This is a genomic window from Sphingobacteriaceae bacterium, from assembly GCA_002319075.1.
Lineage (GTDB): Bacteria > Bacteroidota > Bacteroidia > B-17B0 > Aurantibacillaceae > Aurantibacillus.
In genome coordinates this window covers 2,677,475-2,690,178 of the sequence record NVQB01000001.1, presented here as the reverse complement: position 1 = coordinate 2,690,178, position 12,704 = coordinate 2,677,475, and the positions used below count along the sequence as shown (strand labels likewise).

The 12,704-nt window shown below is 38.5% G+C and carries 13 protein-coding genes and 1 riboswitch; of the genes, 4 read left to right on the top strand and 9 right to left on the bottom strand.

Features of this window, described 5'->3' with window-relative positions; all coding sequences use genetic code 11:
• Positions 1–7: 7 nt before the first annotated feature.
• Together CNR22_11650 and typA are read right to left on the bottom strand one after the other, a co-directional pair.
• Positions 8–1,219: a Bcr/CflA family drug resistance efflux transporter gene (locus CNR22_11650; GenBank protein ID PBQ32396.1), complete on the bottom strand. Its 1,212-nt coding sequence runs from the start codon at positions 1,217–1,219 to the stop codon at positions 8–10.
• 201 nt (positions 1,220–1,420) lie between these two features.
• The gene (typA, locus tag CNR22_11645) at positions 1,421–3,232 is read right to left on the bottom strand and encodes a translational GTPase TypA (GenBank protein PBQ32395.1); all 1,812 of its coding nucleotides are present in this window, start codon (positions 3,230–3,232) and stop codon (positions 1,421–1,423) included.
• A 411-nt stretch (positions 3,233–3,643) separates the two neighbouring features.
• Between typA and CNR22_11640 the strand changes: the two genes are divergently transcribed.
• From CNR22_11640 to CNR22_11630, 3 genes are all read left to right on the top strand, one after another.
• Positions 3,644–4,036 (top strand): hypothetical protein, encoded by a 393-nt coding sequence (locus tag CNR22_11640; GenBank protein ID PBQ32394.1) that lies wholly within the window; start codon positions 3,644–3,646, stop codon positions 4,034–4,036.
• An 88-nt stretch (positions 4,037–4,124) separates the two neighbouring features.
• On the top strand, positions 4,125–4,688 hold the full coding sequence (locus CNR22_11635) for an RNA polymerase subunit sigma-70 (protein PBQ32393.1): 564 nt from the start codon (positions 4,125–4,127) through the stop codon (positions 4,686–4,688).
• On the top strand, positions 4,685–5,497 hold the full coding sequence (locus CNR22_11630; GenBank protein PBQ32392.1) for a hypothetical protein: 813 nt from the start codon (positions 4,685–4,687) through the stop codon (positions 5,495–5,497). Before CNR22_11635 ends, CNR22_11630 begins: the two co-directional genes overlap by 4 nt.
• A 5-nt stretch (positions 5,498–5,502) precedes the next feature.
• On the opposite strand, the gene CNR22_11625 is transcribed toward CNR22_11630, so the two are convergent.
• From CNR22_11625 to hemE, 3 genes are read right to left on the bottom strand one after another with little or no spacing between them, the layout of a single operon-like run.
• Entirely contained in the window at positions 5,503–5,943 is a 441-nt protein-coding gene (locus tag CNR22_11625) for a hypothetical protein (protein PBQ32391.1), read from the bottom strand.
• A 59-nt stretch (positions 5,944–6,002) separates the two neighbouring features.
• Entirely contained in the window at positions 6,003–6,494 is a 492-nt protein-coding gene (locus tag CNR22_11620; GenBank protein PBQ32390.1) for a hypothetical protein, read from the bottom strand.
• A gap of 1 nt (position 6,495) precedes the next feature.
• Positions 6,496–7,518 carry a uroporphyrinogen decarboxylase gene (gene hemE / locus CNR22_11615; protein ID PBQ32389.1) on the bottom strand — a complete coding sequence of 341 codons (1,023 nt, stop codon included), beginning with the start codon at positions 7,516–7,518 and terminating at the stop codon, positions 6,496–6,498.
• Between the two features lie 189 nt (positions 7,519–7,707).
• On the opposite strand from hemE, the gene CNR22_11610 reads away from it, so the two are divergent.
• Entirely contained in the window at positions 7,708–9,729 is a 2,022-nt protein-coding gene (locus CNR22_11610; GenBank protein PBQ32388.1) for a hypothetical protein, read from the top strand.
• A gap of 51 nt (positions 9,730–9,780) precedes the next feature.
• On the opposite strand, the gene CNR22_11605 is transcribed toward CNR22_11610, so the two are convergent.
• Genes CNR22_11605 through CNR22_11590 form a run of 4 tightly spaced genes read right to left on the bottom strand, consistent with a single transcriptional unit; the run spans position 9,781 to position 12,497 of the window.
• Positions 9,781–10,056, bottom strand: a complete 276-nt coding sequence (locus tag CNR22_11605) for a hypothetical protein (GenBank protein ID PBQ32387.1) — start codon at positions 10,054–10,056, stop codon at positions 9,781–9,783.
• 49 nt (positions 10,057–10,105) lie between these two features.
• The gene (locus CNR22_11600) at positions 10,106–10,738 is read right to left on the bottom strand and encodes a thiamine phosphate synthase (protein ID PBQ32386.1); all 633 of its coding nucleotides are present in this window, start codon (positions 10,736–10,738) and stop codon (positions 10,106–10,108) included.
• The gene (locus CNR22_11595; GenBank protein PBQ32385.1) at positions 10,738–11,793 is read right to left on the bottom strand and encodes an AIR synthase; all 1,056 of its coding nucleotides are present in this window, start codon (positions 11,791–11,793) and stop codon (positions 10,738–10,740) included. Before CNR22_11595 ends, CNR22_11600 begins: the two co-directional genes overlap by 1 nt.
• Positions 11,790–12,497 (bottom strand): methyltransferase type 11, encoded by a 708-nt coding sequence (locus CNR22_11590; protein ID PBQ32384.1) that lies wholly within the window; start codon positions 12,495–12,497, stop codon positions 11,790–11,792. The genes CNR22_11595 and CNR22_11590 overlap by 4 nt, the downstream gene beginning before the upstream one ends.
• A 63-nt stretch (positions 12,498–12,560) precedes the next feature.
• Positions 12,561–12,655: riboswitch (TPP riboswitch) on the bottom strand.
• Positions 12,656–12,704 lie beyond the last annotated feature (49 nt).

The window sequence follows — 12,704 nt, the reverse complement described above, 5'->3', positions numbered from 1 at the left end:
AGAATTTTTATGCTTTTGCAAAATCCCCTTCTACCGGATACTTTTCTTTTCCTGCTAAAAGTAAAATAACGAGTGCAATTGCTCCACAGATAGCCATTACACCGGTCATTGGCAAACCATTACTTGCATTGAGTATGCCAACACAAGCTGCTGCTAATGCTCCAAAACCCATCTGTATAGCACCCATAAGGGCAGACGCACTTCCAGCCTCCTTCTCAAAAGGAGCCATAGATAAAGCCGAAGAATTTGGAAAATTAAATCCCTGGCAACTTAAAAACACAAAGATTAACGCGATAGTGCTGTAAAGATCAACCAGACTCAATGCTGTTCCTATAAATAATAAGAGGCCTGCAATGGTTTGAATCATCAAAGTGACTCTCACAATTTGTATGCTTGTGTATTTTTTTAACAGAATATTATTTACCTGGCTGGCTGTAATTAATCCGGAAGCAATAATAGCGAAAATCAATCCGTATTGTTTTTCGCTAACTCCGTAAAATTTTAAAAGTAAAAAAGGCGATCCGGCTAAATAAGCGAAAAGCCCAGCCGCAGCGATAGCGCCGGACATAGTATAAACAAAAAACTGACGGTCAACGATAACAGTTTTAAAACTCGCTAAAATGGGCGCGGGCTTCAAAGAAAAAGTGGGATCTGGTTGTCTGCTTTCCGGTAATAAAAATATTACCCCTAATAACACAGCCAATGAAATTGCACCAAGCGTTATGAATACCGAATACCAGCCGAAACCTGCGATTAAAAAACTTCCGGCAGTTGGGGCAATGATAGGAGAAACACCCAGAATTAAAATCATCATCGAGAAAATTTTCGCACTTTCGCTTACAGGAAATACATCACGAATAATTGCGCGTGGAGCTACCATAGTTACACAACCACCCAAAGCCTGGATGCAGCGAAACACAATCAACATTTCTACGGACTCCGATAAAGCACATCCAATAGACGCTATAATATAAACGATCATGCCAACGATCAAAGGTCTCTTTCTTCCAAAGCGGTCTAACAAAGGGCCACTGATTAGTTGTCCTAAACAAATACCCACAAAAAAACTCGCCAGGGTATATGCCACCATATCTACCGAAGTATGCAAATCTTCAGCAATAGCAGGAAAGCCCGGTAAATACATGTCGATAGAAAACGGGCCAATGGCCGAGAGTAAACCAAGAATTAAAATGATGATGGTACGTTGACCTTTTTGCATAGTTCTAAAAATAATAAGCGGCAAAGATAGGCTTTCAGGCTCACAGAACGTTATCCAACTAGTAAGACTATTGCGAAAAGATGCAAATTAGATGAAACAAAAAAGCCCGATCTTTCGATCGGGCTTTAGTTTATCCATGTCTTTCTCGACTACGCTCGAAATGACTACACTCGAAATGACATCCGTTTAAAGAGCAAAAAACTATTGTGCCTCTAACTGTTTAGACATACGTTTTCTTTCGTTCTCATCTAAGTAAATTTTACGAAGACGGATAAAGTTTGGAGTAATCTCAACGTACTCATCACGTTGAATGTATTCCATTGATTCTTCTAACGAAAATTTAATTTTTGGAACGATACGCATTTTCTCATCAGTACCTGATGCACGCATATTTGTTAATTGTTTTTCAGTACAAACGTTTACTACTAAATCATCAGGACGAATGTGTTCTCCGATAATCATACCCGGATAAATTTCTTCACCAGCTTCGATAAAGAATTTACCACGATCCTGTAATTTATCAATTGAATAAGCTACTGCAGATCCTTTGTCCTTACTAATTAACACACCTGCGATACGGCTAGGAATATTTCCTTTCCAAGGCTCGTAAGCTTTGAAACGGTGAGCCATGATAGCTTCACCAGCTGTTGCAGTTAAAACGTTGTTACGTAAACCAATGATACCACGAGCAGGAATTTCAAACTCCATGTGAATTAAATCACCTTTAGGTTGCATGATCATCATGTCTCCTTTACGTTGGCTAACTAAATCAATTACTCTTGAAGAAGATTCCTCAGGAACGTCAACCGTTAAAACCTCCATAGGCTCATGTTTCACACCATCAATTTCTTTAATGATAACTTGTGGCTGACCTAATTGTAATTCGTACCCTTCGCGACGCATAGTCTCGATCAATACAGATAAGTGAAGAATACCACGACCAAATACCAAATAAGAATCAGGTGATGAAGTTTCTTCGATACGCATAGCTAAGTTTTTCTCAAGCTCTTTGTATAAACGATCGCGTAAGTGACGGGAAGTAACGAATTTACCATCTTTACCAAAGAATGGAGAGTTGTTAATGGTAAACAACATGCTCATAGTTGGCTCGTCAATATGCATAGTTGGCATAGCTTCAGGATTTTCAAAATCTGCGATTGTATCACCAATTTCAAAACCTTCAATTCCGGTAAATGCACAAATATCTCCTGTTTGAACCTCAGTAACTTTTACCTTACCTAAACCATCAAACACAAAAAGATCTTTCACACGTGATTTTTGAATACGGCCATCGCGCTTTACAACACTAACAGGCATATTTTCTTTAATAAGTCCACGAAAAACACGTCCTACTGCAATACGACCAATAAAAGTAGAATAATCTAAAGATGTAATTTGTATTTGTAAAGTTCCAACACGCTCAGGTGCCGTAGGAATTTTTTCTAAGATCTGATCTAATAAATAAGTAATGTCTTCCGTTGGATTTCTCCAATCCGGACCCATCCAACCTTGTTTACTTGAACCGTAAACGGTAGGGAAATCTAACTGATCTTCGTTAGCACCTAAATTGAAGAACAAATCAAATACACCATCGTGTACTTCGTCAGGACGACAATTCGGCTTATCTACTTTATTAATAACCAATAAAGCTTTTTTACCAGCTTCGATTGCTTTTTGTAATACGAAACGCGTTTGAGGCATTGGCCCTTCAAAAGCATCCACTAATAAAATAACACCGTCAGCCATGTTCATTACACGCTCTACCTCACCTCCAAAGTCAGCGTGACCCGGGGTATCGATGATGTTAATTTTCGTTCCTTTATATTGAACAGAAACGTTTTTCGCTAAAATGGTAATACCACGTTCACGTTCTAAATCGTTGTTATCGAGAATTAACTCTCCTGTTTTCTGGTTATCACGGAATAAATTACAAGTATGTAAAATCTTATCAACCAAAGTAGTTTTACCGTGGTCAACGTGGGCAATGATGGCGATGTTTCTAATTATGGACATTTATTATTTTTTTAAGGGGGCAAAGATAGGTATATTTTAGCAATAATCCTCATTTATAGCAACTTATCGAACAAAAATAGATGAAAAAACCGTTAAATAAAGGTTAAGCGCACGAAATTATTCATCTGGAGGCAACTAAGCATTCTTTTTTGGGCGCCCGGGCGGGCTACGCCGGGCTTCGCTTCGCTTCGGTTTTTTTGGCCGATCCCGATAGCTATCGGGAGCCAAAAAGAACTAAACCCTTTGTATCCCTGGCGCGGAATCGAAAAGACGAAAGCCTCTCATCTCAACAGTCTTTGTTTAACCAACTTTACACATTTTAACACCTTGTTAAAGAGATTTCAGGGAATAGGGTAATCCAAAAAATAGAATTTTCTCGTAAGTTATTTTAAACCTTAAAACCTAACGACTATGAAAAAATTAATTTTAGCTGCGGCCCTTTTCTCAATGGGATTCAGCATGGAGGCAAAAACTATTCTCCCTGAAGTTGTAGAAGTAAATTTCAACGATCCTAAATGGATGAAATCGGAAGCGGGTACCTGGCAAGGTGCTAACAAAACCTGGTATAAATTAAATACAAAAGATGCGAGTGTTTGGACATCAACAGATGGCAAAAAATGGGAAGCCTCTAAAGACGGCATGTGGCAGGACAAAGATGGCAAATGGTTAAAGATCGTTGACATGGATTTAAAATGGAGTGCTGATGGTGGAAAATCATGGGCTACAGTTCCGGAGTGGAAATGGCAAGGCACTGATGGAAAATGGTACAAATTTGATAAAGACTGGAGTCTTTGGGTTGCTTAATTTCTCACAGCCTTTTAATAAAGAACAGTCGCTTTGCATGAAGCGACTGTTTTTCGTATTAATACTATTCGTATATTTCTAAAATCATTTGGGAACAAAACAAACATACAGTCAGGATGAATTAATCATTTTAATTAGGGAAAAGAACCAAAAGGCTTTTTCGTATTTATATGACAATTATTCAAAAGCGTTATTTGGCGTTATCAACGGCATCATAAACGACATAGAAGAGTCGGAAGATGTGCTGCAAAAAACCTTTTTGAAAATCTGGAGCAATTTTGCTTCCTACGATGCTGAAAAAGGCAGGCTTTATACCTGGATGCTGAACATTGGAAGAAATTTAGCCATTGACAGCACACGTTCCAAACACGAGAAAATAAAATCAAAAATCCAAAGTACCTCTGAGAACGTATATAAATACGAGAACAATCTCAGTGTTGAAGACAATAAACACGATACGATAGGGCTAAATACCATATTGAACGGCTTAAAGGATGAGCATAAGTCAATTATAGATATGGCTTATTTTGAAGGCTACACACAAGAAGAAATCTCAAAGAAACTGAATTTACCGTTAGGCACGGTGAAAACAAAAGTAAGGCAAGCTTTACTTCATCTCAGGGAACTCGCCAAAAAAGAAACTATAAATTGAACATTAACGAAGTCATATCCTCTGGTTTACTTGAAAGCTACGTCCTAGGCACTGCCAGTGCTGAAGAGGTTGCTTTAGTGAACAAGTTGTGCAAAGAGCATCCGGCTCTTATAAAAGAAATTGAAGCTATTGAAGACAGCCTTATCAATTTCTCTGCGCACGTGGCTCCGTCTATAAATAAAGATCTTAAAGACAAGATTGCCGCGCAGCTTACATTCGATGCGGAAGAATCTCCGGTTGCTAAAGTGATCTCCATAAAAAAAGAGACCGACAGCCGTTTAAATCTATACAAATTAGGAATCGCTGCGAGTTTACTTTTGTTTATGACCAGCCTGATGTATAACATTCAGCTAAATCATAAGCTTAGTAAGATGAGTGGAGAGTTGGCAGAATTAAACGCTTCAAAGTCATACATGGCCGACCAGCTCAATATTCAGCAGACTTCGCTGGTGACTATGAATATGGAATTACAAATATTAGCGAATCCAAAAGTTAAAACAGTTGCCCTTAAGGGTATGAACACGCTCGAAAAAAAATCAGCCATGGTTCATATGAATATGGAAAGCGACGAAGTGTATTTTAATGCAAGCGTATTGCCTCCTGCACCTGAAGCAAAACAATATCAGCTCTGGGCTATTGTTGATGGTAAACCTGTAGACATTGGTATGATAGACATGAACAGCACTGAAAATGTTTTTCAAAAAATGAAGTCAGTGAGAGGCGCGCAGGCTTTTGCTGTAACTATCGAACAAATTGGCGGACGTCCCACTCCTACTATGGAGGCAATGGTCTTGCTTGGTAATGTTTAATTTTTTTACTTTACTTCAAAGCTAACGTCTTCTGCATTTTCAATTTTCGGAACGGTAACCCAATTGTAAGAAAAGCCAAGTACCTTGCAGAATCCGCACTCTTTCACTTTAATACTATAATGTATTTTGCCGCCATCTTTCCTTTCGACTTGGCGTATAAATTTCACTTCGCAACCTCCGGAAGCATAGAGTCCAAGCAATGTAGATGAACTGAAATCTATTGAAGGCAGAACACAGGTGCTGTCGAAGATAGCTTTAAGCGCGGCTTCATCATTAATAACAATTTCATGTTTATCAGTAGCGGGGAAACAATTAATAACTACGGATTCTTTTATGATTCCCTTGTTTTTATCGGAGCCCCAGCATCGCGGACTTTTTGAGCAAGAGTTAAAAGTGATTGTAAAAATAACCCCATAAATAACCGGGAATAAAATTAATTTTTTCATTTGGGTGAAAATTTGATTTATTAAAGATAAAAAAGTTTAGCTAAGGAAAGGGACTTTATTTAATGGGATCTGATTATCTTACGATCTAATCGACAAACAGGTGTATTTAAAAAATACTTCTTATCTACTAAAAAATAGTGTAGTTTAGGATTATTAGAAAGATCAATGTTTTCGGGACTTATAACTGTAATAATTATAACCAAAGTTTCGTTTTCGAAAGAAAAATTCACATCCAATTTTTCATTTCCTCCAAGAGACATTCCCACAAATATAATTTCATGCGACTGAAAATCTTGTTTTGAAGTAACTTCGGGACAAGAACTCGTTCTTTCTTCAAACTGAGAATTAAAGTTCTTCATTTCCTTCTGCGTCCGGATCCATACAACTTTATCCTCCCCTTTAATATATCCCCCTCTAATAAAATGACATGAAATTTCATTCAGTGGTTTTTTAATAGAATCAATTTCACTTATTACAGGCTTGATAACCGTTTGCGAGTAACAAATGGTTGATATAGTCAAAAAGCAATATAATAAGAGCGTTCTCACCACCTTACCACTTATACTCCTTCACCACATCTACAAACAATTTTACTTTTTGTTTGTCGATATCAGGATAAAGTCCATGCCCCAGGTTGCAGATATAGCGGTCCTTTCCGAAAGCTTGTAACATGGTGTGCGTATCGCTTATTATTTTTTTCTCATCAGCATACAACAAACAAGGATCGGCATTCCCTTGAAGCGTTTTGTTTCCCGCCTGAGCGCGCGCTGTTTTAGGATCAATAGTCCAGTCGAGCCCTATAGAATTACAAGAGGTTTCAGAAATCTTTTTCACTGCATAGTGCGCATCTTTGGCAAACACAGTTACGGGAACCAAAGGAGAAAGTGCATCACATATTTTAGAAATGTAGTTTAAAGAGAATTCGTAATACATGGTTTCGCTTAATACTCCGGCCCACGAATCGAAAAGCTGTAAAATATCTGCTCCTGCGGCTACCTGCCCTTTTAAATAATTGATGGTACTTTGAGTTATCTTCTCAAGTAGCGCATGTGCTGCTTCGGGCTGCGTATATAAAAATTGCTTTGCTTTGCTGAAAGTTTTGCTTCCGCTTCCTTCAATCATGTAGGCGAAGAGAGTCCAGGGTGCGCCCGCGAAGCCAATCAAGGGCACGCGATTATTTAATTCTTTTTTAGTTAATTGAAGGGCTTTCATCACGTAGTCTAAATCTCCGGCTTCAGCAATTCTGAGTTTGTCAACATCCGCTTTATTTTTTACGGTGTTTTCAAACCAGGGACCTTTCGCTTCAATCATCTGGTAAGGCAAACCCATAGCTTCTGGAATTACCAGGATGTCGCTAAAAATGATGGCAGCATCTACTCCTAAAATATCTACAGGTTGAACCGTAACTTCACAGGCCAATTCAGGATTTTTTACAAAATCAATAAAATTTTTAGCCTTGGCGCGTGTGGCACGGTATTCGGGTAAAACCCTCCCTGCCTGGCGCATTAACCAAACCGGCGCGCGTTCTACATCTAATCCTTTTGCTGCTCTTAAGAGTAAGTCGTTTTTTAACATTCCGCAAATTTACATTCTAATTTTTAATCCACCCATAAAATAGTACTTACCACTTATGTATTTTGCCAAAGTTTTTTCGGGAATTGATGTATATTGCCTGCAAAATTATTCGGGATTTTTCTTTCTATCATCGGCGCCCATTAGTGATAGCAACGCAGAAACTCAGTTTTTAAAAACTACAAATACACCATGAAAAAATTTTTACTACCACTTTTAGTGTTGCTGGCGAACTTTAATTACGCGCAACATCAGCATTTGTGTGCAAAATCGAAGCAGGGCGCTATGGCAAGACAGGGAAATATACAGGCGAGAATGTCTGCAAATCCTTCTTCTCAACTGATTCACGAAACGAAATACGATGTAAAATTTGTGCATCTCAATTTAAACCTGGAACGCATTAATAAAAATATTTCCGGAAATGTAAAAACCGTAGCTACTGTAACTGCGGCTGCTTTAGACACATTTCAAACTATTCTTCACCAAAACTACATTGTAGATTCTATTTATTTTAACGGCGTTTCTATGCCAAACATCCGACAAGACTCTATGATAAAAGTTGGTATGCCTGTCGCTCTGCTCACTGCGAGTAGTTTTACAAGCATAGTTTATTACCATGGAACAGCACCCACAGGCGGCTCTGCAATTGGTAGCGGATTTAGTTCTGCTAATTCGTGGTATGGCGGCGGAAATCGCGCTACCTGGAGTTTGAGTGAAAGTTTTGTAGCCTACCATTGGTGGCCCTGCAAACAAATGCTTACAGATAAAATTGATTCGAGCTGGGTTTACGTAACTACAGATTCAGCAAACAAGGTTGGCTCTAATGGGGTTTTACAAAATGTAGTGAGCATAGGAAATAAAAAACGCTACGAGTGGAAATCGAGAAGTATGATTGATTATTATCTTATATCAGTAGCTGTTTCAAAATTTAAAGAATACAATCTCTATGCGAAACCTCAGTACCTGGCCAATGATTCTATCTTGATTCAGAACTATATTGACGCGAGTGCCTGGACTAATAACACCTGGATCAACAACGATAAAGTGGAACTAAATAAAATGCCCGCCACCATGAATTTTTTATGCAACCTGTATGGTATGTATCCTTTTTATAAAGAAAAATATGGACACTGCATGGTGCCTTTGGGCGGTGGCATGGAACATAATACGATGACCACTATAGGTTTTTTTGATTTTTACATAGATGCGCATGAACTCGGACATCAGTGGTGGGGCGACAACGTAACGTGTCAAAGCTGGAAAGACATTTGGATTAACGAAGGTTTTGCTTCGTACACCGAACATCTTGTTGCACAATATTTAGATCCTCCTTCTTTTCAATCTAATCTTACAACAGCGCATAACAATGTTATGAGCATGTCGGGCGGAAGCTGTTTTTTCACGGGTGCCGACACCATGAACTCCAACATAATTTTTGATTCACGCTTAACTTATGATAAAGGCGGAGCTATCATTCATACTTTACGTTTTATTACGAATAACGATTCCCTTTGGTTTCAGACACTACGCGGGTTTCAAAATACCTATAAAAACAGCACCGCTACTGTAATAGATTTTAAAAACTACTACCAGGCACAAACAGGTATTGATCCAACCCAGTTTTTTGATCAATGGTATTATGGAGAAGGATATCCGACTTTTAATGTAAAATATAATTATACCGGAACAGATATTATTATTAAAAGCACTCAAAGTGTGAGTGCCCCCTCAAGTGTACCGCTCTTTATCACGCCCATGGAATACAAAATCGGAAGACTGGGAAAGGCTGACACTACCATAAAAGTAATGCATAGTAATGCCACTGAGATTTACACGGTAAGTCTTACCGGTACCGTAACCAATGTAAGTTGCGATCCTAAAAATTGGGTCATAAATAAAACAGTTGGCCCAACAAGAGATGCTACTCTTGGTGTGACCTCTCCTGTTAATTCTGTTGGCATAAAAGAAACTGAACTGTTTGCCAAACTGAAAGTTGGTCCAAATCCTACAAAAGGGACTTTATTGATTAGTAATGAAGGGCAGGTAAATGGCACAGCAAAAGTATTTAGTGTTGAAGGCAAGCTCCTGGCAGAAAAATCATTAACCACGGAAACTACTTTTGAATTGAGTAGTTATAGTTCAGGAATATATTTGCTTAAAATTTATGACAGCGCAAAAAATGAAAAGTTTTCGCAGAAGATAATAAAGGAATAACTTTTTCATTTTCCTGGGCCCTCTGCTTAAAAGTAGGGGGCCTTTGAATTTTTATAAACTAGTATCAGGCAATCTGAATGGAGCGCTAACGCCTAAAGAAAGTTCTGGTTTCCATTTGTTTACCAGTGGCGCTTCCAGTTCTTTTTCGCGGTACTCGTCAGGCGACATGATTGGAATGCCACTTACAATAGGATAATAACGGTTGCAGTGACTGCAGGTTAAAACGCCTTCAAGGATCTTATTGTCGATATCTTTTGTTATCACTTTTAATAACAGGTCATTTTTATCGAATGGACAGCATAATTTATTTATTGTTTCAAATTTCATGATTCTATTTTTAATTTTGATTAAACATGTGGCGAACTATTCTTTTCACCTAACTAGTTGTTATTTGTTTTAGCCGATGCACGTACTCTTCCGCAGTAGCCTCAGCAGTTGGCGACTGCATAATGCCAGAGATAACTGCAATGCCCTGCAAAGGTAATTCCATCAATTGAACAAGGTTTTCTAACCTTATTCCACCTGCGGCAAAAAAGGGAATGCTGGTAATAAGCCTTGCCTTTTGAACTGTTGAAAAAGAAACTATTTCGCATGCCGCTGCTGAATCTGAAGGGAACATAGAACAAAAGGAAATATAGTCAAACTTATATTTATTCGCCATGTGAACTATTTCCAAATCGTTGGAACATGTAATGCCTTTGAGAAATTTTCGGGTAACCTGATTTTGGATTTCCAAAAAATCAGCGGGCAGCGTATCGAAGTGAACACCGTCTAGTGCAAACTCATTGAGGAGTTTCCAATTATTATTTACAAGAACAGGCACATCAAAACCGTGACACAGATCACAAATTTCCTGAATTATTGCTATAAATTCCTGGCGCAACTTTTCTGTATTGTATAACTGCAAAACTTTTACACCACCACGAAGAGCCTCAGTAATCTTAGTCAGCAAAACGTGTTTGTCTAAAACCACATCTGCAATCAAATAAATTCCACCAGAGATTTTCATCAGTTCCAATTGTTTTTAAGCGCTTTAAAAAACGCAGCCCAGTAAGGATCCTTTTGCTGGTAGAGCAAAGGTTGAAGCTCGCCATTATGATCCAAAATTTTTATGCCCTGATCAGGTTCTACCACTTCACCTATTATTGTGCAAGCAATATTATTTTTAGCCAGGGCTGTTATAAGAGTATTTGCTGCGTTCTTTTCAACAGTTATAATCATGGAGCCTGCGCCAATACAATAGCGTGGATCAAGTGAAAATAACCGGCATATCTGTTCTTCTGTAGTTTTTATAGCAAGCTTAGAATTATCGATCCTTATACCCTTGCCTGATGCAACTGCCATTTCATATACGGCTCCTAAAACTCCGCCTTCTGTAACATCATGCATAGAAGAAACAACAGTACTCTCGCTGTTAAACTCAGAAGTAATCAGAGCTTCCTGTAGAGAGGATGTTTTGTAAAAAAGATCGCAGGCATTTAAATAGAGTTCGTTTCCCAACTTTGATTTTACAGTTTGAGGAAAACTCATAGCCAGTATCGCAGACGAAGAAATCGCACACTGCTTTGTCATGAGTATAAAATCTCCCGCTCTTGCGTTTTTAGACGTAAGCACTTTGTCTCGCTCTGCAACAGTAATAAATGTTCCACCTCCTGCAATGGTTGAATTTTGTCCCTCTATACTTCCTGTGTGTCCTCCTGTAATAGAGACATTTATATCACGGCAGAATTTATGAATATACTCCCAATAGGTTTTAAAATCTTTTTCTGTTAAAGAAAGAGGAAGGTTTAAAACGAACTGCCCATACATAGGCGCAAAACCTGTTGTCGCCATATCATTTGCCATCAGATGCACCGACAACCAGGCCGATTCTTGAAGGCCCAGTGAGGGAATAAGAGATAAAGGATCACTGGTAAGCAACATAGCTTTGTTACTTCCAAGATCAATTACTGAAACATCTACGCCAAACGATGGCCCCGTAAGCACTTCTTCTCTATCAGCGCCGAGCTTACCCGCAAAGAATTTTTCAAAATCTGTCTTTGTTATTTTACCTGCTTCTTTCATTGTACGTCTTTGAAGGTAATATGCAAACCAAAAAAATCACCGTAAGGGACGTGCCATTGTTGTACAGGAAACCATTTTGGTAAACCTGTACATGTCCATTCTACAGAATACTCTCTTCCTTGCAATGCTTCTTCAATAATTTTTATGAGCTTATTGGGTGTGTAAAAAGTTGCAGTTACATAAAATGGATTTCTACCGAATGCCTGTTGAATGCGCCTCCTGAAAAATTTTGGGGTGTTCCTGTTCATCATTCCCATTACAATGCTGTATTTTCCTACCCTGGCTGCTTCGCGTATAACCTTTACGGGATCTTTATAATATTCAAACGTAGTTATAAATGCCAGGGCATCGAAAGTATGGTCTTTAAAAGGCATAAAGTGAGAGTCGGCCATAACCAAATCCCCTTTAAATAAATGAACTGCTTGTCCAAGCATAAAAGGAGAAATATCGCCACCCGTAGCCTCAATACCAATTTCTTTCCACCAGCGGGTAAAACGGGTAGTCCCGCAACCAAATTCTAAAAGCGTTTTTACCCTCTTATCGCCGGAGATTAATTGCTCCATCACTTTCTTTTGCCAGACTTCAGCACGCTTGTACCTGCCTTCATACCACTGTTCATAGGTATCTGTGTGGTCACGGTTAAAAAACCATTCTTGTCTTTTTTGCCAGTTTCTTAAATCAGGATGAGTAAGTTCTTGTTTCATAGTTAGGTAAAATAAAAAACCACAACTCCGCATATAACAGAGTTGTGGTCGTATGATTTATGTTTAAATTTTTTCTGCATTTCTTACGCTGGTATTATCCAGTTCAAGTTTCCGGGTATAATCTCAGCCTCATTTAAGAAGCACCCCGATGCTTTATTACCTCGCAAATATGGTGATTTTTTTACAGCTATACCATTCTTTCAAAAA